22 protein-coding genes are annotated in these 20,182 nt (G+C 41.4%); 14 read left to right on the top strand and 8 right to left on the bottom strand.

Going from position 1 to position 20,182, the window contains the following annotated elements; genetic code table 11:
* Positions 1-7 precede the first annotated feature (7 nt).
* The 4 genes from AWT60_RS06290 to AWT60_RS06275 all read left to right on the top strand — a co-directional run bounded on the left by AWT60_RS06290 (position 8) and on the right by AWT60_RS06275 (position 4,829).
* Positions 8-1,423, top strand: coding sequence for a glycoside hydrolase family 28 protein (locus AWT60_RS06290; protein ID WP_087976158.1), 1,416 nt, complete (start codon positions 8-10; stop codon positions 1,421-1,423).
* 148 nt (positions 1,424-1,571) lie between these two features.
* Positions 1,572-2,522 carry an ABC transporter substrate-binding protein gene (locus AWT60_RS06285; protein ID WP_087976159.1) on the top strand — a complete coding sequence of 317 codons (951 nt, stop codon included), beginning with the start codon at positions 1,572-1,574 and terminating at the stop codon, positions 2,520-2,522.
* Positions 2,488-3,546: a FecCD family ABC transporter permease gene (locus tag AWT60_RS06280; RefSeq protein ID WP_087976160.1), complete on the top strand. Its 1,059-nt coding sequence runs from the start codon at positions 2,488-2,490 to the stop codon at positions 3,544-3,546. Before AWT60_RS06285 ends, AWT60_RS06280 begins: the two co-directional genes overlap by 35 nt.
* Positions 3,543-4,829: a heme ABC transporter ATP-binding protein gene (locus AWT60_RS06275; RefSeq protein ID WP_218677034.1), complete on the top strand. Its 1,287-nt coding sequence runs from the start codon at positions 3,543-3,545 to the stop codon at positions 4,827-4,829. The genes AWT60_RS06280 and AWT60_RS06275 overlap by 4 nt, the downstream gene beginning before the upstream one ends.
* A gap of 159 nt (positions 4,830-4,988) precedes the next feature.
* Here the strand turns inward: AWT60_RS06275 and AWT60_RS06270 are convergent, their stop codons facing one another.
* A complete protein-coding gene (locus tag AWT60_RS06270; protein WP_087976162.1) occupies positions 4,989-5,309 on the bottom strand; it encodes a putative quinol monooxygenase in 321 nt (106 codons plus the stop codon).
* 259 nt (positions 5,310-5,568) lie between these two features.
* On the opposite strand from AWT60_RS06270, the gene AWT60_RS06265 reads away from it, so the two are divergent.
* The 7 genes from AWT60_RS06265 (at position 5,569) to liaR (ending at position 10,841) form a co-directional block, all read left to right on the top strand.
* Positions 5,569-6,138, top strand: coding sequence for a cob(I)yrinic acid a,c-diamide adenosyltransferase (locus AWT60_RS06265; protein WP_075621793.1), 570 nt, complete (start codon positions 5,569-5,571; stop codon positions 6,136-6,138).
* A 164-nt stretch (positions 6,139-6,302) separates the two neighbouring features.
* Positions 6,303-6,695, top strand: coding sequence for a hypothetical protein (locus AWT60_RS06260; RefSeq protein WP_075621795.1), 393 nt, complete (start codon positions 6,303-6,305; stop codon positions 6,693-6,695).
* 15 nt (positions 6,696-6,710) lie between these two features.
* Positions 6,711-7,379, top strand: a complete 669-nt coding sequence (gene liaH, locus AWT60_RS06255; protein ID WP_024423427.1) for a stress responsive protein LiaH — start codon at positions 6,711-6,713, stop codon at positions 7,377-7,379.
* A gap of 104 nt (positions 7,380-7,483) precedes the next feature.
* Positions 7,484-8,353 (top strand): LiaG family protein, encoded by an 870-nt coding sequence (liaG, locus tag AWT60_RS06250; protein ID WP_041107741.1) that lies wholly within the window; start codon positions 7,484-7,486, stop codon positions 8,351-8,353.
* Positions 8,354-8,356: 3 nt separating this feature from the next.
* Positions 8,357-9,148, top strand: coding sequence for a cell wall-active antibiotics response protein LiaF (gene liaF, locus AWT60_RS06245; protein WP_169510657.1), 792 nt, complete (start codon positions 8,357-8,359; stop codon positions 9,146-9,148).
* Complete coding sequence (liaS, locus tag AWT60_RS06240; protein WP_041088315.1) at positions 9,145-10,209, top strand: two-component system sensor histidine kinase LiaS; 1,065 nt, start codon at positions 9,145-9,147, stop codon at positions 10,207-10,209. The genes liaF and liaS overlap by 4 nt, the downstream gene beginning before the upstream one ends.
* Positions 10,206-10,841 carry a two-component system response regulator LiaR gene (gene liaR / locus AWT60_RS06235; RefSeq protein ID WP_024426015.1) on the top strand — a complete coding sequence of 212 codons (636 nt, stop codon included), beginning with the start codon at positions 10,206-10,208 and terminating at the stop codon, positions 10,839-10,841. Before liaS ends, liaR begins: the two co-directional genes overlap by 4 nt.
* A 41-nt stretch (positions 10,842-10,882) precedes the next feature.
* Here liaR and AWT60_RS06230 read toward each other — a convergent pair whose 3' ends face one another.
* Genes AWT60_RS06230 through AWT60_RS06215 form a run of 4 tightly spaced genes read right to left on the bottom strand, consistent with a single transcriptional unit; the run spans position 10,883 to position 14,912 of the window.
* The gene (locus AWT60_RS06230; RefSeq protein ID WP_039181321.1) at positions 10,883-11,251 is read right to left on the bottom strand and encodes a hypothetical protein; all 369 of its coding nucleotides are present in this window, start codon (positions 11,249-11,251) and stop codon (positions 10,883-10,885) included.
* A 37-nt stretch (positions 11,252-11,288) separates the two neighbouring features.
* On the bottom strand, positions 11,289-12,410 hold the full coding sequence (locus AWT60_RS06225) for a Ger(x)C family spore germination protein (RefSeq protein ID WP_073979037.1): 1,122 nt from the start codon (positions 12,408-12,410) through the stop codon (positions 11,289-11,291).
* On the bottom strand, positions 12,407-13,501 hold the full coding sequence (locus AWT60_RS06220; RefSeq protein WP_041088320.1) for a GerAB/ArcD/ProY family transporter: 1,095 nt from the start codon (positions 13,499-13,501) through the stop codon (positions 12,407-12,409). Before AWT60_RS06220 ends, AWT60_RS06225 begins: the two co-directional genes overlap by 4 nt.
* Positions 13,488-14,912 (bottom strand): spore germination protein, encoded by a 1,425-nt coding sequence (locus tag AWT60_RS06215; RefSeq protein ID WP_041088322.1) that lies wholly within the window; start codon positions 14,910-14,912, stop codon positions 13,488-13,490. The genes AWT60_RS06220 and AWT60_RS06215 overlap by 14 nt, the downstream gene beginning before the upstream one ends.
* A gap of 112 nt (positions 14,913-15,024) precedes the next feature.
* Between AWT60_RS06215 and AWT60_RS06210 the strand changes: the two genes are divergently transcribed.
* Both AWT60_RS06210 and fumC read left to right on the top strand, forming a co-directional pair.
* Positions 15,025-15,192, top strand: a complete 168-nt coding sequence (locus tag AWT60_RS06210) for a YvzF family protein (RefSeq protein ID WP_003213147.1) — start codon at positions 15,025-15,027, stop codon at positions 15,190-15,192.
* Positions 15,193-15,281: 89 nt separating this feature from the next.
* Entirely contained in the window at positions 15,282-16,676 is a 1,395-nt protein-coding gene (gene fumC, locus AWT60_RS06205) for a class II fumarate hydratase (RefSeq protein WP_024423418.1), read from the top strand.
* A gap of 48 nt (positions 16,677-16,724) precedes the next feature.
* On the opposite strand, the gene AWT60_RS06200 is transcribed toward fumC, so the two are convergent.
* Positions 16,725-17,603, bottom strand: coding sequence for a TetR/AcrR family transcriptional regulator (locus AWT60_RS06200; RefSeq protein ID WP_075611895.1), 879 nt, complete (start codon positions 17,601-17,603; stop codon positions 16,725-16,727).
* Positions 17,604-17,795: 192 nt separating this feature from the next.
* On the opposite strand from AWT60_RS06200, the gene spxO reads away from it, so the two are divergent.
* Entirely contained in the window at positions 17,796-17,960 is a 165-nt protein-coding gene (spxO, locus tag AWT60_RS06195; RefSeq protein ID WP_003212782.1) for an anti-adapter protein SpxO, read from the top strand.
* 20 nt (positions 17,961-17,980) lie between these two features.
* Here the strand turns inward: spxO and AWT60_RS06190 are convergent, their stop codons facing one another.
* Positions 17,981-19,312: a HAMP domain-containing sensor histidine kinase gene (locus AWT60_RS06190; RefSeq protein ID WP_073979040.1), complete on the bottom strand. Its 1,332-nt coding sequence runs from the start codon at positions 19,310-19,312 to the stop codon at positions 17,981-17,983.
* Complete coding sequence (locus tag AWT60_RS06185) at positions 19,309-19,986, bottom strand: response regulator transcription factor (protein WP_076839980.1); 678 nt, start codon at positions 19,984-19,986, stop codon at positions 19,309-19,311. Before AWT60_RS06185 ends, AWT60_RS06190 begins: the two co-directional genes overlap by 4 nt.
* Between the last annotated feature and the right edge of the window lie 196 nt (positions 19,987-20,182).

The raw sequence follows: 20,182 nt of genomic DNA, 5'->3' as shown, positions 1-20,182 counted from the left end.
TGAGTACGTGTCTAAAAAGCGGGATTTGATGTATATCACAGCAGGAACGGTACTAACTGGAGTCGGAATTGCTCGTTTAGCAAAGCAAGGGAAGAAAAATAAGAAAGCAAACGGAATCGATCAAGTGCTAAAGCAGATAAAAGCACCGCAGTTCCCAGATCGTGAATTGAATGTGGTGCATTATGGAGCAGATGCGGAAGGGCAAGAGCTTTCTACAAATGCCATTCAGTCTGCCATTGATGATGCGCACCGGTTGAAAGGGGGACGGGTGCTGATACCAGCAGGGACATTTATGACAGGTGCTTTAGAATTGAAAAGCAATGTAGAACTTCATCTGCATGAGAAAGCCTATGTGGCATTCAGCCAAGACCCAAAGGATTACTTGCCTCTTGTACTGACAAGATATGAAGGGGTTGAACTTTATAATTATTCTCCTCTCATTTATGCACACCATGCAGAAAACATCGCTATTACAGGAGCTGGAACGCTTGATGGCAGAGGGGATGCGCATCATTGGTGGCCTTGGAAGTATGGGACAAATGGCCAGCCCTCTCAGGATCGGGATCGCCAGCTTTTGTTTGAAATGGCGGAAAAGAGAATACCGGTAGAAGAAAGGGTATTTGGAGAAGGTCATTATTTAAGGTCGAGCTTTATTCAGCCATACCAATGTCAGCATGTGCTAATCGAAGGAGTGACAGTGAAGGATTCACCGATGTGGCAAATTCATCCTGTGTTAAGTGATAATGTCATCGTCCGCGGTGTTAAAATCATTGGGCATGGACCAAACACAGATGGTGTCAATCCGGAATCTTGCCGGAATGTGCTCATTGAAGATTGTTATTTTGATAACGGAGATGATTGTATTGCCATCAAATCGGGCAGAAACGAGGATGGACGGAGAATAGGGATTCCATCTGAAAACATTGTCATTCGTAGAAATGAGATGCGGGATGGACACGGCGGTGTGACGATCGGGAGCGAGATCTCTGGCGGGGTAAAGTATGTTTATGCAGAAAATAATGTCATGGACAGTCCGAACCTTGACCGGGCACTGCGTATTAAAACCAACTCTGTCAGAGGCGGCACCATTGAACATATTTATTTTAAAAACAATACAGTCAAAAGTCTAAAGCATGAAGTGGTCTGTATCGACATGATGTATGAGGAAGGAGATGCTGGTCCGCATCGTCCTGTTGTACGTCATATTGAAGTGGAAGGACTCAAAAGCAGTGGCGGACGATATGGTGTGAAAATAGCCGCATACGCACATTCTCCTGTGACACATTTTAAAATGAAAGATTGTGTCATAGATGATGTGGCGTATCCCTTATCTTTAGAGCATGCCGTTTCTCCTGCTTTTCAGAAAGTCGTCATCAATGGAGAACAAATCAATTCATTGAAGAGTGAAAAACAGTCTTTTTAGAGGCTGTTTTTTTGTTTTATGAACAGAAAAAACGCTTTTAGAAATCACATATACAACCTATCTGCACTGTAGTATAATATTCCCGAAATTAGAAAAGAATTGACGAAAGAGATTTCGTTAAGCAGTACATAAACCAGGGGGTTCACTCATGAAAAAGTTAACAGCTATTTGGCTATCTTTATTGCTTGTGATGGGTGTTTTAGCAGGATGTGCAGGCGCTGAGACAGATCACAAAGCAAAAGGGTCACAAAATAAAGAAACGGCCACTGCGGCTTTTCCAGTATCGATAAAAGATGCAGCTGGCAAAACAGTTGAAATCAAAGAACAGCCTAAACGAATTGTTTCGTTAATTCCAAGTAATACGGAAGTTGCTTATGCACTCGGGCTTGGAGATAAAATGGTTGGACGATCAGACTTTGACAATTATCCAAAGGAAGTCGAAAAGGTAGAGAAGATTGGCGGACTTGAATTCAATGTCGAGAAGGTCATTTCCTTAAAGCCAGATCTTGTCTTAGCACATGCATCTCAGATGGGATCAAAAGATGGATTTAAACAGCTTGAAGATGCAGGCATCCAAGTGCTGACTGTAAATGATGCAACGTCCTTTAAGGATGTGTACAAATCAATCAATATGATCGGTGAAGCAGCTGGCGTGAAAGAAGCATCAACAAAGCTTGTAGACGAAATGAAAACAAAGCTGAATGACATCAAGAAACAAGCAGAGGGGATTTCGAAAGACAAGCAAAAAACAGTCTTTGTCGAAGTATCAGGTGCACCTGAAATCTATACAACTGGTAAGAATACATTTATGGATGAAATGCTTTCTGTTATCCATGCCAAAAATGCTGCAGGCGATCAAACTGGCTGGGTGCAAATGACGGAAGAATCGATCATCAAGCGAAATCCTGATGTCATCGTGACAATTGATGGTTCCAGCTTAGCTGATTTGAAAAAAAGAGACGGCTGGAATGCAATGAAAGCAATGAAAGAAAAACAAGTCTTTCAATTGAATACGGATCTCGCATCAAGACCGGGACCGCGATTGGTTGAAGGAGTCGAGGCTCTTGCGAAAAACGTCTATCCTGATACGTTCAAATAAATTGATCATCGCATATACACTAAGTGTTTTACTTCTTGCGATGAGCATTGGAATGGGAATCTCCTTTGGAAGCTTAGGGATTCCCATTCCTTCTATTCTTCGTATATTTGTTCATGAACTATTCGGAGTGCAGTTTGGAACCATTGATTCCATCGATCGCAATATTATGATGAACATTCGACTGCCAAGAGTCATATTAGCGGCATTAGTCGGTGCAGCACTTGCATTATCTGGTGCAGCTTTTCAAGGTTTATTAAAAAATCCTCTCGCTGACCCTTATACGCTGGGGGTATCTCAAGGGGCATCAGTTGGAGCCGTAGCGACCCTGTTTTTCAGCTTGCAGCTCCCGCTTTTTGGCAGTTTCACACTGCCATTATTCAGTATGACAACAGCGCTTGTGACCCTCTGTCTCGTTCTCTTTTTTGCGCGTCTTGTTCATCGGGGGATGAGCATATCTTCTTTAATTTTGACAGGAGTAATTTTCAGCTCTTTTTTGGGTGCGCTCATTTCATTGATGATTGCTTTAACAGGTGATGATCTAAAAGAGATCATTCATTGGCTGCTTGGCAGTGTGTCCATGAGGGGCTGGCGTTATATTGTGCTTTTTCTTCCTTTCTTTCTTGTTGGGACCTTTGCGTTAATGTTGATGGGACGAGATTTGAATGTGATGACGTATGGCGAGGAGAAGGCAAAGCTATTAGGTGTACATGTGAAAAGGAGCAAATATATTGTGCTGCTGGCGGGCTCGATCCTGACCGGAAGTGCAGTAGCGGTATCAGGGACGATCGGTTTTGTAGGTCTTGTGATTCCTCATTTTATCCGTCTCTTAACTATTACGGATCATCGGCATCTACTGCCTTTGTCTATGCTGAATGGTGCTTCCTTTCTTGTATTAGCAGATGTGTTATCCCGTACCATCATTGAGCCGACTGAATTACCGATTGGCATCATTACTGCGTTAATTGGTGCACCTGTATTTGGCATCATCCTCATTCGTAAATATAGAGGGGGGACGCACGTATGATTCAAGTGAAGGAAATCAGAGGTGGATATGGAGAGAAAGAGGTCATTCGTGGTATTAATCTTGAAGTAAAGCAAGGAGAATTTCTCGGTATACTCGGTCCAAACGGGAGCGGTAAGACGACCCTTCTTAAAATGATGGCAGGGATTTTAGCACCTATGAGTGGTGAAGTACGTCTCGGCGGTCACCTTATTCAATCCTATCAGCCAAAGGCGCTTGCGCAAAAGATGGCAGTTCTGCCGCAGAAAACGGACCAAGCTTTTTCATTTACGGTGGAAGAAACCGTCCAATTCGGCCGTTATCCATATCAAAAAGGGTGGCTGCAATCTGTCACGCAAGAAGATGTGCAGGTCGTCAGCAAAGTCATGGAACAAACGGGTGTTGCACAGTTTAAGAATCAATCCATCCATGAGTTAAGCGGAGGAGAACAGCAGCGTGTGTATTTAGCACAGGCATTGGCGCAGCAGCCTGAATATTTATTGCTGGATGAACCAACGAGTTTCCTTGATTTAGCCTATCAAAAAGATTTGCTTGATTTAATTAAAGAAGAAACGACTTCCTCTAGATTAACGGTCATTGGCGTATTCCATGATGTAAACATCGCCAGTTTATATTGTGATCGGCTGCTGCTGCTTCATGAAGGAAAGACAGACATGTTAGGAATGCCGCATCACGTCTTGACCACTGAACGAATCAACCGTGTGTATGAAACAAATGTGACACCGCTCCAGCATCCATTTAGGGCTAACCCTCAGCTGATGGTTGAGCCTGCAGCCCCTTCTAAAGCATCAATTGTAAACATAGCGGATGGCTGGAGGACATATGGCTCAGAAGGGATGACGTTTTCCATTAATCAGCCTCTTCGCATCCTTTCCTCACATAAGAAAAACGGCGGGTTCTTTTGGAAAAGGTCTATTGGAACGGGAACGAAGACGCTTCACGAGCAGCTAGAGTCAGCTGAAGATATGCTGTTTTTCGAGCAAGCTAACGGATTAGCGCAATATGCCGCAGAAGACGCCGAAGACGATATGATCCTTTACGGCATGCTTCAGCAGGAAGCGTTGACCATTTGGCTTATCCTGAAACGATCTTTAGCTGACGGCGCAGCTGTTCAGCTTATTGGGCAGCTTATGCATATCATGAAGCAAGAAACAAGCATTCCAATCCATCATCTGTGCATCGCTGCACTCAATACGCAAGAAACGAAGGATGCTGACCATTTACACGAAAGATTAGGACAAAAGGTACAAAGGCTTCTTCAAACGTTGAATGTCATTCAAAAGTGAATGTACAATTATATTTAGGTTAGTTGAGTAAGACAGTTGGTATTAAAAGGACTACACATATCTAAAATGTGTAGTCCTTACAATAGTTCTTAATCTTTGTTTTAAATAAGAAAAAATTGCAACTATGCCAGCTAGTTCTAATTTTATATATAAGGCGGTTTAATTCTTATTAGATGAAATGCCCTTTCCGCCTTTTGTTATTAAAGTGCGGATTCTTTCCATGCCAGTCATAATTGGTTTCGCACGACTTATTAATGTTTGGGTAGCTTCGAGACCTAGAGACGCTTGATGGGCATCTTCATTTGCCCACACTTCATAAACATAAACAGAACTTGGTTCATTCTCGGAAATATTCACAAGATATATGTCACATTCATCCAAATTCTTCATTGATTCTGCTGCTTCTAATAGAATATCAACCATTTTTTCTCTTTCGCCTTCTTGTACCAAAAACTTGTTAAATAAACTAAATTTACTCATACCATCCTCCTTCATTTTGTCTTAATCATGTTTTACATTATAAACTATATCTTCAATCACTATTTTATAATGAAATAAAAAGGATGGTTTGCCTTCATAATGGACTATCTATCCTATTATTTAATATCTTAATTTAACAAATGGTTCACTTTTCTTTTTCATTGATGACATTCATTCCTCATGATTTAGTAAAACAACTGCATCTTATTCAGTTCGGGTTATACTAAAAAGACAAAGCAGTAGAAAAGAGGGAAAACCGTTGAAACTTTATACGAAAACCGGGGATCAGGGCCAAACAGGCTTGATCGGAGGAAGAGCTGATAAAGATGATGTGAGAGTAGAGGCGTATGGTACGTTAGACGAGGCGAATAGCTTTATTGGACTCGCGCATGCAAAATTACGGCAGCATGGCGAATTGTTTCCGGACCTTTTGTCAGAGCTGATCGTTATACAGCATGAGCTGTTTGACTGCGGCGGTGATTTGGCAGCAGTCAAACCACGTAAAGAAGGCAAATTAACAGAAGCCTCTGTGACAGTCCTTGAGGAAAGAATGGATGTCTATGTAGAAGAGGCCGCGCCGCTTACCAAGTTTATTTTACCGGGTGGTCAGGAAGGCGCTGCTCTCTTACATGTGGCGCGGACAGTCGTCAGAAGAGCCGAGCGGCATATTGTGACGCTTGCGAAACAGGAGGAGATACCAGCCGTTGCGCTCACTTACGTAAACCGTCTATCCGATTATTTATTTGCAGCCGCCCGAATCGTGAATCATCGGCTTGGTGAAGCTGATGTTGAATATGAACGAAGTGCCGACGTGTTTCGTTCTAAATAAGGAAAGCACTCTTCAAATAGAAGAGTGCTTTTTTATTAGGTTCTGCCGCTCAGTCTGAGCATTGTTACGACTCTAGTCGCAATCAAAGATCAATCTGTGACACGTTTTGCCGGCTTTCTTTTTTGACTATAGTTAAAGCAAGGAGCAAGAAAGGAGGCATGAAGATGAAAATAACAAGTAAAACCATTATCGGTTCAATTTTATTGTTTGTCGGTTTATCCATCTTCTTTGGTGGTTCATTTGGTGGACTGATCCCGGTTTTGATTGGGGCAGGGCTCATCTATGTAGGTGTTAAAAAATACGAAAAAGGCAGTAAAACCTTAGGTGTCATTCTAGCAGTCATTGGTGTATTGATCGTCGTGCAATTTCTGCCGTTTATACTCGGCATCGCATTTGCAGGGGTACTTCTTTATTTTGGCTGGTCGATGATCAATGGTGAATCTACCAAAAAATCATCAAGCAGAGCCTATATGGAGCCAAACACGGCACCTAATACGGAAGAACCGATTCATACGTCTTTTGATCAAGAATGGGAAGACTTTTTAAAGAAAAAATAAAGGGAGGAATATCAAATGGTATTAAGAAGAGTAAGAGATATGTTTGTTGCAACTGTCAATGAAGGTTTAGATAAATTGGAGAATCCGCGTGTCATGCTGAATCAATACGTTCGTGATATGGAGGATGATGTTGCGAAAGCGAAACATGCCATCATCAAACAGCAAACGATTCAGCAAGGCTTCCTGCGAAAAGCAGAAGAGACGGAAGCATTTGCTGAAAAGCGAAAGAAGCAGGCCGAGCTGGCATATCATGCGGGAGAAGAGGAGCTTGCACGAAAAGCGCTCACAGAAATGAAGTATTTTGAAGAAAAGCACAACGAATATCAGGAAGCCTATCAGCAATCTGTGAAACAATTGAAAGAGCTGAAAGAGCAATTGCAGCACTTAGAAACGAAGCTGCGTGATATAAAAGACAAGAAGCAGGCACTGATTGCAAGAGCCAATGCCGCACAGGCAAAGCAGCATATGAATGATTCCATCAATAAAGTAGACAGTGAAAGTGCATATAAAGAGTTTCTCCGAATGGAGAACCGTATTGAAGAAATGGAAACAAAAGCAGGCAGCTATGCACAATTTGCAGATCAAGGGGCATATGCTCATTTAGATTATGCCGATGAGGTTGAAAAAGAATGGCAGAAGCTCAAGCTCGAGAAAAAGCCTGAACAACAGCAAGCAAACGTATAGAGATCACATCGGAAGAAAAGCAGGCTTTTTCTTCCGATATTTGATTTCTTTCTGTTTCGCTTTTCCTTATAATGAAAAGGTCAGAAGATAAAGGGATGGTATGAATGAAGCGATTAATCGGTCTAATTTGTATACTTGTAGGTATCTTTTTAATGATTGGCATGCTTTTCAAAAATGAAAATCTCTTTCATTTAAGTTTTTCCCGTGAAAAACCAGTGACAACAGCTTCAGCGAAAAAAGAGGAGATTGATCAATTAGATATTTCTCTTTCTGGGTTTCGCGTGAAGGTAAAACCTGAAAATCGTTCCGATATTTCCGTGACTGCTGTCAATGGAAAAGGGAAAATGTATGCGGAGCAAACAGGCGGTACGTTCAAAATTCGTGCTGAAAATAAAAGCTTCTTGTTTTTTACTCAATTTGAAAAAGGAGAGCTTTTAGTTAAAATTCCAACAGATTATCATAAAAATGTGAAGATTACGGGTGGAAGCGGCGTCAGTGAGATTGACGGAGAAGGAAAGCTGTCCCTTCAAGATGTGATACTCAAATCAACGAGCGGAAACCTCACAGCCGAGAATTTCTCAGCAAAAAATGTAGAAATCAAAGCAACCTCTGGCAGGCTGGCAGTGTCGCACATCGATGCGAAGGATAGTGATATTGGGGCAACTTCAGGGCGTGCCGATATTAATGATGTCAAAGGCGAGCTGCAATTGGGCATGACAAGCGGCCGATTGACAGCAAGTTTTGATACAATTGAGTCACCTGTCTCCTTTCATATGACATCAGGGAGCGCGAAATTTAATTTGCCAGATGACGGAGATTTCAACGTTCAGGTGAAAAAAACAAGTGGAAGCGTCGATCACTCGTATGACTTTGATCAAGTGGATAGTGAAGGTCGAGGCTTTACAGGTACGCGGGGAAAAGGGACACATTTAGTCGATATTGAAATGACAAGTGGTAACCTCAAGCTGCGGTAATGAATGAAAGAAAGGAAGGAGGCGAGTCAACTGCGTTTTACAAGGAATCAAATTTTAGGCATCATTGTCGTGATATTTGGTATTAATTTATTTCTCAAAATTATTGGGATCGGAGCAGATTTGTTTTGGCCTGTGTTTTTTGCGCTGGCGGGTTATTGGCTGCACTCACGATCCAAACGTTGGCTCGGTTCAGTTTCCTATATTTTTGCCGGCTTTCTCTTCTTAAAATTTCTGCTCAATATTACATTTAGTTTAACAGGTTACCTATTTGCGGCCTTTTTGATTTATGCCGGCTATCGCTTATTGAAAAATAAACCTGTTTTTGATGTCGATAAAAAGGAAACATCAGAAGACGGGAAGCCTTCACTGAAAGTCAATCTTGAAAAAAAGAGCGATCAGAAGAAAACAAAAAGCCAGACAAAGCCGCGCAAAGAGCATGACTTTTTTATTGGTGAAGTCAGGCTGATGAAAAAGCCGTTTCAATTAAGTGATTTGACGATTTCAGGTTTTATTGGCGATGTTAAAATCGATTTATCAAAGGCGATCATCGCAGAAGAAGAGAGTACGATCGTGATTAGCGGGCTGATCGGAGATGTGGATATTTACGTACCGCAGGATATTGAAGTATGTGTGAGTGCTTCCGCCGCGATTGGTGATATGAAAATCATAGATGAAAAAAGAAGCGGGTTCGGCAGTAAAGTGTACGTGATGACCAACGATTACGATGAGAGCAAACGAAAAGTGAAAATCTCCATCTCGCTACTGATCGGAGATGTGGATGTGAGATACTTATGAGGAAATTGCATTTAGGAATCCAGTGGCAATCTGTTCGTCTTGGAATCGGCATCTCGCTAGGTGTTGTGGCGATGACGACATTGCCGATGTTTTTTTATTATCAGCTTGATCCAATGATCCTGCTTTCTACCCGCTGGTTTGGCATACCGTTTTTTTGTATTTTACTCATCGTTAGTCTTGCGATTGGGATTTTTGCCGGGAGTGTATTTGGCTATCAGCATAAGAAGCGCCTCGATCAGCTTGTAGAGTCGATTTTGAAGTTTGAAAATGGAAACTTTGCATACAGGCTGCCGTCTCTTGGCGATGATGAAATTGGCTTAGCCGCCGATCAATTAAATGAAATGGCGAAGCGGGTGGAAGGGCAAGTAGCCTCTTTGCAAAAGCTTTCAAATGAACGGGCTGAATGGCAGGTTCAAATGAAGAAATCGGTGGTCTCAGAAGAGCGCCAGCGGCTGGCAAGAGAGCTTCATGATGCGGTCAGCCAGCAGTTATTTGCGATTTCGATGATGACCTCAGCTATTCTTGAAGGCATGAAGGAAAAGGACGAAAAGATTTTAAAACAAATGCAGCTTGTCGAACGAATGTCTGGCGATGCACAAAATGAGATGCGTGCTCTTCTGCTTCATTTGAGACCGATCACTCTAGAAGGAAAAGACTTGAAAAAAGGCTTAATTGAGCTGCTAAATGAATTCCAAGCAAAGCAGCCGATTGATATTGATTGGGAAATCGAAGATGATGTTCCGTTATCTAAAGGAGTAGAGGACCACCTCTTCCGAATTGTGCAAGAAGCACTGTCGAATGTGTTTAGGCATGCAAAGGCGACAAAAGTGACAGTGCGTCTGCTCATCAGAAACCGGCAAGTGCAGCTAAAGATTATTGATAATGGTATTGGCTTTCAAACAGACCATGTGAAGACGGCCTCCTACGGACTGGAATCGATTCGAGAAAGAACAAGTGAGGTAGGCGGTGTCGCAGAGATTATGTCATTTGAGGGAAAAGGCACACAAATTGATGTGAAGGTTCCCATTTTTGATGAAGGAAAAGGAGAGAACGTTCGATGATTCGAGTGCTTTTAATAGACGATCACGAAATGGTGAGAATGGGGCTTGCGGCCTTTTTAGAGGCGCAGGCTGATATTGAAGTCATTGGTGAAGCGTCAGATGGACAAAAAGGTGTAGAGCTAGCCGTTGAATTAAGGCCAGATGTGATTTTAATGGATCTTGTCATGGAAGGGATGGATGGCATAGAAGCAACGAAAAGAATTTGTCAGGAAATTGAAGATGCCAAGATCATCGTTCTGACGAGCTTTATTGACGATGATAAAGTCTATCCTGTGATTGAGGCGGGTGCTTTAAGCTATTTATTAAAAACATCCAAGGCAGGAGAAATTGCTGATGCCATCAGATCGGCAAGTATCGGCGAACCAAGACTTGAATCGAAAGTGGCTGGAAAGGTCATGAATAAACTCCGTCATTCATCAAATGGGTCCATCCTTCATGATTCATTAACAGCAAGAGAAATGGAGATCTTGAAGCTGATTGCGGATGGGAAATCGAATAAGGTCATTGCCGAGGAATTATTTATTACAATTAAAACGGTGAAGACACATATTACCAACATTCTTTCCAAACTTGATGTGGAAGATCGAACGCAAGCGGCTGTGTATGCGCACCGCCATAAGCTGATTCAATAAAAAACAGCTTTCAAGTGAAAGCTGCTAGAACATGCGTAAAATTAGTCCTTCTGTCCTGTGATCGGACGTTCGGATAGTTGATGGAGCTCAGGAACTGGAAAAGCCTCCTGCTCCTTGGCCGATTTTTCCTCCAGGGTTTTCTTCATTTCGGATAAAAGCTTTACGCTCTCCTTTGCTGCTGCCGCTTTTTTTTCCTGCAAATCAATGATCTGTGAAAGTCCGACGAATAATCCGCCTCCCAACAGAAGGAGCGCAGGGGTTTGTCCATAATAAACCACGATCAAAAATGTGCTTGAAAAGCTGTCGGCTTCAATGAAGAAATCTTCTTTTGATTGCATGAATACAACGATTAACAGAAGTATCCCTAGAATCAAAAATAGAATGCCGGCCGAAAGTAAAGCTCGTTTCATGATTGACACCCTTTTTTTCTTACCATTTTAACATACTCTATAAAGATTGTGTTGCGCCCTTAGTCCCGAAGTCACGGATTTTCACATTTGCCTTGTAACGAATGTCCGATTCACTAAAAATCTCATCCCAATGCTTCGCTTCTTTTCGAAAGTCCTTTGGATACGCAATACTCGCTTTTTGAGAAAACCCACAAATATCTGCTTTGATCTCATGTTGTAATTCCCCAATGAAATCTTTTACGTTTTTCTCTAATCGACGCTCCACTACACCTTCAATCTCTTGAAGATACTTTTCATTAAATGCATTTTCCCGCTCATTCCAATCCTCTGATAATCTTCCATCAAGCTCCACTGACACATTAAACTGATATTTTCCGCTGGCTGTTTTATTCGTTTCAATGTTGTGTTTCAGTTTAAAAATCTCAAACGAATAGATGCTGTGATCATATTCAAATTCAATGACTCCGCCTTTTCCTTCTCCGGTCAACAGGTTGTATGACTGCACTGCTAACGGAGAGATGTTGGTGAGAAATCGTCTATTCTTTATAATAGAGGCTCCGTCTAGCATTAATTTCCCTTGATCTACACCAACTTTCGGAACAGCAAAAGATACGTTGTTTTGCATAGCAGAAGAAATATCTCCTAATGAAACGGGCTTGAGCATACGTATAGTCGATTTAGTATTCGTAGAAATATCATATAATGTAGAAGAAGCTGGCTGCCCATCGTCATTGATTTTCAGCAAGTCTCCAGGCTTCTCAGAGGTCATAAAGACGAGGCTTCCTCTCCGCGTTTCATTGTCACGAATGAATTGATTAATGACGAGGTCGAAATTATTCTCATTGATGAGCTCTTCAGAAAATAAATACACTCTCAGCTGCTGGGCGAAAATCCGATGACTTTTGAGAGTCGTTGTTCGGAATATTTGATGTACGGAATCACCACTAGTTTCAATAATTTTTGTTGGGTCTTTTACGCTGGATTCTTGTTCAATTTTTTGAGGAACAAGGACTTGCATAGATATTTTAAGCTTATGACCGTTATCTCCTTTATCTAAGCCATAACCAATCGCCATGTTGAGCTCCTCAATATTGGTACTATCCCAGCATCCACTTAATAGAACAAGGGCCAGTAATGCAAAGACCGTTTTCTTTTTCATGCTGCTTTCCGCCTCCTTTTCAAAAACACGATGATAAATAAGAGAAACGGGAGGATACCGAATAAAAGGAAAAATAAATGGTTCACATAAGTTAAATAATCACGTACTGTATCAACATCCTTTGGGAAAATGGCGGCAAAGTAGATGACAATTCCCATCAGCGTGAGCACGATCTTTTTGGGGAATTTTGTGAGTTTGGATATCCCCATTGCAGCAAAAAACGTATATCCTACGAAGCTCGTATAAAGCTGAACAAGCCAAACGATGAGCAAAAAGGATTCGATTCGCTCAATAAAGATTCCTTGTATATCAAACGATTGAAATAAGGCAATCGTCGGCCAAGTCAAAGTCGCCGTTTCTTTCACCGTGAACGCACCAACGACAAGAATATAGGTGAAAATATAGATGATCGCAGGAATCAAAAAGCCGACTGCGCCATAAGCAAAGGTGTGTTTTTGCGTGTTCATATAGGCAGGCATAAACAATATCATTTCAATGCCGACAAACGAAATGGCTGATGCGTTAAGGGATTTGAAGACAGGGGAGAAGCCCTCTCCTAAAACAGGACGGAGGTTATCTAACTTAAACTCTTGAACACTGAGTCCGTAAGCAATAAATAAGATAATCAGGGTCACAATGAGAAAAAAAGGGCACAGTCTGGCAAAATCACCAATCCCGCCGACTACAAGATAAAGACCAACCAAAATAAAGCTGATTATGGTCACCGCTACAGGTGTGTTTTGAAGCAAAAAGAACTTCACCATTTCCGACATAGCCCGTACTTCATAGCTAGCAACGCCAAGAAAATAAATAATAATGAGCAGGTTAGTAAGAGCACCAATCCACTTTCCAAGCCCCTCATTTGTATAATCATAGTAAGAGGAGAAGGGGACTTTTTTCATCATAAGGACATTCACAAAAATAAACACAATGTAAATGGCACTCATGAGTAAGAGCGCAATCCAGCCGTCAGGTGTAGCTGCAGCCTGAGCCATTGCTCGTGGCAGAATCATCATACTTGCACCTAATGTTGTATTGGCAATTATGGCACTTGCCTGATAGCTTGTGATCGACTCTTTATGATTGACCATATCGTTCTCCTTTCTTTTGATTTTTTAAAGGCAATCGAATGATGGAATTGTCTTTGTTTTTATAGCTGAACACAAAATCTGGTGAGAAATAAGGTGTACCAAAACTTTTTTGCCGTGTTAAATGAGTAAGGAGAACGAGCATGAACAGCACAATCCCATATAAACCAAAGGTAGCTGCTGTAAACATGGACACAAACCGGAGCACTCGGAACGACATCCCCATCCCATATTGAGGGACAGTGAATGATGCAAGGGCAATCACACTAACGATAATCACCATGATTGAGCTCACAATATGGGCCTGAACCGCCGCCTGTCCGATGACAACTCCGCCTACAAGTCCAATCGTTTGACCGAGCGGATTTGGCAGCCTTAAACCAGCTTCCCGCAGCAGTTCAATCGTAATCTCCATGATGAGTGCCTCCACAATAGGCGGAAAGGGGACATTTTCTCTAGTACTTGAGATCGAAATAGCCAGAGGTGTAGGTAAAAGCCCTTGATGGAAGGACACAAGCGCAATATAAATCGCTGATAAAAATAATGTCAGAAAGATAGAGGTAAACCGCAGCATCCGAATGAGAGAGGCAGCGATCCACCTTTCATAATAATCATCAGGTGATTGCATAATCGTCGCAAGAGAAGCAGGTACAATTAACACAAAAGGTGAATGATCGACAAAAATGGCGACACGTCCATTATTTAAAGCGGATGCCACTTTATCCGGCCGTTCTGTGTTTTGGATTTGCGGAAAAGGAGAGTACACATTGTCCTCAATCAGTTCCTCAAGAACCCCAGAGTCTTGTATATCATCAATGGTGACTTGCTTGAGTCGTTTTTTCACTTCTTTTAAAACAGACGATTGAGCGATACCATCTATGTACATGATGGTCACTTGGGTGTATTTCTTTTGTCCAATCTTCATGTCAACCGTTTTGAGATCGGGGTTTTTCAAGCGCTGTCTTACAAGAGCTAAGTTCGTATCTAAATCCTCAATAAAGCCAATTTTCGGTCCTCTCACAACTGTTTCAGAGGTAGCATCCCCTATACTGCGTTTCTGAGTTCCATGCGTTTCTAAAATATACGCATGCTGAAATCCGTTAATCAGTACCACGCAATGTCCATCAAATATCGCAGCGACCAATTCCTCAGAGGTCTTCACCGAACGGGTGGTCATCATCGATAAATTGGATTCCAGCTTCTCTTTTGTGAGAGACGTATGATCTTGGAGAAGCAGCTTTAAAAAGGTTTGAATCTCCATCGTTTCGTTCATTTCTTTTATGTATAAATAGTAAACAACCTGTCCGTGAGGCAGCGTTTTTTTCTCATGGACCAAATCGTCCATTTCCTTTAATTGTGGAAGGATGACGGAGAGATTATCGTATAAGTGCTCTTTTAATGGAGTTTGATTCATTAGGATCACCCGCCTCAAATCTTTTTCTTAGCATTACCTGCTTGAAAAAACAATATTCTGTGTTACATTATTTTGTGGTAAAAGAAAGAATGAGGGTTTTGGAGGAAACAAGATGGCACAGATTCGTTTAGCAGGAACAAAAGAGGAGATCGACCGTATTCTACAGTCGTTTGACAAGCATTATGAGGTGACATATACATCAAAGGATTACGGAAAAACGAACCCAAAATACAAATATTCGAAGGATGTTCGCGTTTATATTGAACTAAAATTAAAATAAAGATAAAATTTTAATTGAAAACGCTTAAAGGATTTTCGTTTTTTGTATAGAATAGAGTTGAGTGATGAGAAGCTATGGAGGGATACATAATGACGGAATTTAGAATCGAAAAAGATACAATGGGCGAAATCAAAGTGCCGAAGGACAAGTTCTGGGGTGCACAAACACAACGAAGCAAAGAAAATTTCAAAATCGGTTCTGAGAAAATGCCAAAGGAAGTTGTGAATGCGTTTGCAATTTTGAAACGTAGCACAGCGATTGCCAACGAACGTCTTGGCAACCTTGAAAGCGAAAAAGCAGAAGCAATTGCTGCTGTATGTGATGACATCATCAGCGGAAAATATGACGAGCATTTCCCGCTTGTTGTTTGGCAGACAGGCAGTGGAACACAAAGTAATATGAACATGAACGAAGTCGTTGCAAATAGAGCAACTGCTTATTTGAAAGATAAAAATAGTGAGTTCAGCATTCACCCGAATGATGACGTTAACCGCAGCCAAAGCTCAAACGATACATTCCCAACTGCTATGCACGTGGCAGCTGTTTTAGCTGTGTACAAAAAGTTGCTGCCTGCTATTGACCAGTTAAGAACAACTCTTGATGAGAAAGCAAAAGCGTATCAAGAGATTGTGAAAATCGGCCGTACGCACCTGCAGGATGCAACACCGCTGACAGTAGGCCAAGAAATTAGCGGCTGGGTATACATGCTGGACCGTTCAAAAGAAATGATTCTAGAATCAACTGAAAAAATGAGAGAACTGGCAATTGGCGGAACTGCTGTTGGTACAGGCATTAACGCACACCCTGAGTTCGGTCAATATGTTGCTGAGGAAATCAGCCAGCTGACAGGTCAAACATTCAATTCTTCACCAAACAAATTCCATGCGCTGACAAGCCATGATGAAATTACGTATGCACACGGTGCTTTAAAAGCACTTGCAGCTGATTTAATGAAAATTGCCAATGATGTGAGATGGCTTGCAAGTGGCCCACGCTGTGGAATCGGCGAATTGATCATTCCTGAAAATGAGCCGGGAAGCTCTATTATGCCAGGAAAAGTCAACCCAACCCAAAGTGAAGCTTTAACTATGATTGCAGCACAAATCATGGGGAATGATGCAACAATCGGTTTTGCCGCCAGCCAAGGAAACTTTGAGCTGAACGTCTTTAAGCCGGTCATCATTTATAACTTCCTGCAATCCGTTGAATTACTTGCTGACGGCATGAACTCATTCCATGACAAGTGTGCAGTAGGAATCGAACCAAACCTAGAAACAATTGAGAAAAACTTGAACAATTCATTGATGCTTGTGACGGCACTTAACCCGCACATCGGATATGAAAATGCAGCGAAAATTGCGAAGCTTGCTCACAAAGAAGGATTAACACTAAAAGAAGCAGCACTTCAATTAGAACTGCTAACAGAGGAGCAGTTCGAGCAATTTGTGAAACCAGAAGAAATGGTGACACCGAAAGCAAAATAAGAAACCAGGGGCGGCTGCCCCTGGTTTTTTTCATTAAAAGTGATGTGTTTACAAATGATCCTCTTTCAAAATACGCAAAAGTGACTCAGAGTTGGTTTGAAGCGGTGCGTATAATTTTAATTGGTACAGCATGCCTTTCACGATGACTTGTCTTGGTTTTTGTTTGTTTAATTCATTTTCTAGAATGCCAAGCGCTTCAAATAATTCAGGTTCGTTCATCACTTCATAGTGTGATTCAGCAATCTCTCTTAACTCTTTTAAAAGAGATTCTGTGAGCGGATCGAATGACCGTTCATAAATCGGACCAAACCAATCGCTCGCTTGATCTACAGAAATGAGAGGAAGGTCATTTCTGTTCATCATACCGCCCATCAAATCATCGATACGATGAATCATGGTTGTGGCAAGTTCTTCTGCTTCCAGCTGAAAATCATATAAAATCGCCAGCTCGAAATAAACGTGGCTCATGCCCTCAATCGTCAAACATAAATCGGCCATATAAGGAATAGCAGCATCTCCATATACTTGTTTAATGTTATCAATGTGAAGCTGGATGGTCGCAAGCCTAATTTGTTTTGCGAGTTGCTGCGTTTCTTCATTCAGTGGAAGCGCCCTGTCGCTCAGCTGCATTTTAATAAAATCCTTTTGCTGCAAAATATTATCATAATAGACAGTGAGCTGTTTGCGGTAGGCTTCTTTTGGTGTGCCGCCCTCTGTTTGAACCTCATGAATCCGGGTAAATACCTTATCGTAATAGTAATGAAGGATCGAAATGAGCAATGCTTCCTTTGATTTAAAATAAAGGTAAAAAGCTCCCTTTGACATGTGGCATTCATCCGCAATTTCTTGAACAGACGTTGTGTTGTAGCCTTTGCTGGCAAATAATTTCATGCCAGCCTCAATGATCATTTTTTCTTTCTTTTTCAATATGAGTGTCACCCTTTCTTACCGAAAGACAAATGTCTTAGAAAACGTGCGTAAAGAGATGTGACTTATCGGTCATAAACGACGAAAGTTTTCAAAAATTAATCAGATTGTAACTTGTTTTTTACAGTGTAATTCTTTATATTATAAAGTAAGGTGACCAACTGGTCAAAATATGTGAAAGGATGATGTTCCATGAGAGAAATCGATGATATGATTAGACGCTTGCGAACAAAAGGGATTCAAGTAGAAAAAGTCAAAATGCCGAAAGAGACAACCATTGAAAAGAAATGGATGTATCAAGCCGGTAAAAAGATCAAAGCCACATACCGTGATTTCAATGGGTATTCATTCATCTAAAAAAGACTGCGGTCAAAAACCTACAGTCTCTTCTTTGGAACTATGATTGTATAACGTACACCTAGATCATCATTTTCAATAGATATGGACGCTTGATGCATTGAAAGGATTCTTTTGACAATGCTTAATCCAATACCGAATTCGCCCTTTTTTCCCTTACTAAAAGGTTCGTATAGGTTGGACAGCATATGTTCTTCAATTGGAGGACCGTCATTACGAATGACAATGCGGATTTGATCCTCTTCCTGTTTCATCTGAATATCAATCTTACTTTTTGCGTAGCGAAGTTGATTTTCTAGTACATTCTCAAATAATTTGCTCCATTGTTCTGGATCGCCTTCAAGAGCAGCCTCATCATCTAAGTCCACGTTCCACTGCAATTCATTTTTCGACCAGCGTATTCGGTCGACCACTTCCAGCATCGTATTACTGAGTAGGAAGGAAGAATGTGCGGGATGTTGTTTTGATAAATAATCAAGCTTAGTTAAGTACAGCAGATCCTTTATTTTCTTCTCAAGCTTTTCCGCTTCACCTTCAATGACTTCCACCGTTTGTTCAAGATCTCCCTTAGGAAATATACCATCTTTAATGGACTGCGTGTAGCCGCGGATGACCATGACAGGTGTTTTTAAGTCATGTGAAATATTCTGCAAAAGTGTCCGTTCTGTTTCATCCTTTTGAATGAGTTTTTGTCTCATTTCTTCAATGGTATGACCAAGCTTGCCAATTTCATCTTGCCGGTCAACGATAACAGGATCGTCCCAGTCTTCTTGTGCAATCCGTTTGACGTGCTTTTCAAACGCAACGATTGGTCGGGATAAATAGCGGGCAAGCCAAATCGATGGAATCCAGCTTAATAAAATAACGGTGCCTAAGATAAAGATCAGCTGTTTAAACAGCGTAAAGGACAGGTCGTCTCGATAAGAATCTGGTGCATAGGACAGAAGAATATATGGTGTATTGCCTGATGATACCTTTTTGATGACAAAAAAGATATGCTGACCGTTCACCTCTTCAGAATACCGTTTCGTTGCGCTTTTTTGTTTTTTCACAAACGATTGGATTTTCTCAATAAAGGCATGTGGAAAAAACTGCGCCATTTGTTCTAATTCATCTGACGGAATCAAAATGTGCTGCACGGAGCGGTTTTCCGGTGTCGACTTTGGCGAGCCGTCTCGGTTTAATGGATATTCTGTCAGCACTTGCTGTTCATTTTCGATATTTTTATAAATTTCATTTGTGAAGAAGTCACGTAATGTATTGGAAAATAGAATAATCAGGACAATGGAAATGGTGAGCAAAATGCCAGAGATCACAACCCAAATTTGAAAAGCGAGCGGTTTGTTCTTCATCCTTTAAGCATCCTATAGCCAAATCCATAGATGGTCTCGACCTTTAAGTCGGGCATTTTTTTGCGCAACCGTCTGACAAGGTCATCCACCACACGATCTGTCCCGAAGTAATCGTGTCCCCAAATCTTGACGAGGATATCTTCACGCGAAAAAGCATGTCCCTGGTGATGTGTAAATAAAAGCAGCAAGTCAAATTCCTTAGAAGTTAAGTTAATGAGCTGCCCTTCTTCATAGACCTCTCTTACATCCTCATGAATGATATAAGAAGAAACTGAAGTGACGCTTTGCTGCTGCGGGGTATCGCTGTTTTTATACACAAGCTCCAGCAGCTTTTGAACCCGAATGATCAGCTCACGCGGAAGAAACGGCTTTGCGATATAATCACTGCTACCCAGCTCTAAACCGAGGACACGGTCGATATCTGCATCACGGGCTGAAATGAAAATGACCGGTACGTCAGGTGATGCGGCTTTAATTTCTTTAATGAGGGTATAGCCGTCTGTATCAGGCAGCATGATATCTAAAATCCATAGATGCGGCGGCTTGTTCATGGCCTCGCGTGCCGCTTCTCCAGTTAAAAAAGAGGAGACATTCCAATCTTCACTCTCTAAATATTTGGTTAACAGTTCATTTAAGTTTTGTTCATCTTCAACTAAATAAATGGTGTACGACAAAGTCTTCCACATCCTCTCAACGTCATTATAACGGGATACGAAGGCGGCATGTCAACAATCACACGCTTTTTTCACAATTTCACATATTCTTCTCATCATTATCCCATAATGTTTGATTATGATAAGGTCAAGGGAAAAAAGGGCATAGACAAAAGGCGGATGAATAGGTGCTTTTCATCAATGTGCGCACCTTGCT

This window comes from Bacillus sp. F2HM (assembly GCF_019266135.1).
Lineage (GTDB): Bacteria > Bacillota > Bacilli > Bacillales > Bacillaceae > Bacillus > Bacillus safensis.
This window is presented reverse-complemented; position numbering and strand designations above follow the sequence as displayed.

Bases quoted from the DNA above. Each gene is read 5' to 3' on its own strand.
- AWT60_RS06285 (WP_087976159.1), top strand. From the start codon at position 1,572: ATGAAAAAGTTAACAGCTATTTGGCTATCTTTATTGCTTGTGATGGGT.
- AWT60_RS06275 (WP_218677034.1), top strand. From the start codon at position 3,543: ATGATTCAAGTGAAGGAAATCAGAGGTGGATATGGAGAGAAAGAGGTC.
- AWT60_RS06270 (WP_087976162.1), bottom strand. From the start codon at position 5,309: ATGAGTAAATTTAGTTTATTTAACAAGTTTTTGGTACAAGAAGGCGAA.
- AWT60_RS06260 (WP_075621795.1), top strand. From the start codon at position 6,303: ATGAAAATAACAAGTAAAACCATTATCGGTTCAATTTTATTGTTTGTC.
- liaH (WP_024423427.1), top strand. From the start codon at position 6,711: ATGGTATTAAGAAGAGTAAGAGATATGTTTGTTGCAACTGTCAATGAA.
- liaG (WP_041107741.1), top strand. From the start codon at position 7,484: ATGAAGCGATTAATCGGTCTAATTTGTATACTTGTAGGTATCTTTTTA.
- liaF (WP_169510657.1), top strand. From the start codon at position 8,357: ATGAAAGAAAGGAAGGAGGCGAGTCAACTGCGTTTTACAAGGAATCAA.
- liaS (WP_041088315.1), top strand. From the start codon at position 9,145: ATGAGGAAATTGCATTTAGGAATCCAGTGGCAATCTGTTCGTCTTGGA.
- liaR (WP_024426015.1), top strand. From the start codon at position 10,206: ATGATTCGAGTGCTTTTAATAGACGATCACGAAATGGTGAGAATGGGG.
- AWT60_RS06230 (WP_039181321.1), bottom strand. From the start codon at position 11,251: ATGAAACGAGCTTTACTTTCGGCCGGCATTCTATTTTTGATTCTAGGG.
- AWT60_RS06225 (WP_073979037.1), bottom strand. From the start codon at position 12,410: ATGAAAAAGAAAACGGTCTTTGCATTACTGGCCCTTGTTCTATTAAGT.
- AWT60_RS06220 (WP_041088320.1), bottom strand. From the start codon at position 13,501: ATGGTCAATCATAAAGAGTCGATCACAAGCTATCAGGCAAGTGCCATA.
- AWT60_RS06215 (WP_041088322.1), bottom strand. From the start codon at position 14,912: ATGAATCAAACTCCATTAAAAGAGCACTTATACGATAATCTCTCCGTC.
- AWT60_RS06210 (WP_003213147.1), top strand. From the start codon at position 15,025: ATGGCACAGATTCGTTTAGCAGGAACAAAAGAGGAGATCGACCGTATT.
- fumC (WP_024423418.1), top strand. From the start codon at position 15,282: ATGACGGAATTTAGAATCGAAAAAGATACAATGGGCGAAATCAAAGTG.
- spxO (WP_003212782.1), top strand. From the start codon at position 17,796: ATGAGAGAAATCGATGATATGATTAGACGCTTGCGAACAAAAGGGATT.
- AWT60_RS06190 (WP_073979040.1), bottom strand. From the start codon at position 19,312: ATGAAGAACAAACCGCTCGCTTTTCAAATTTGGGTTGTGATCTCTGGC.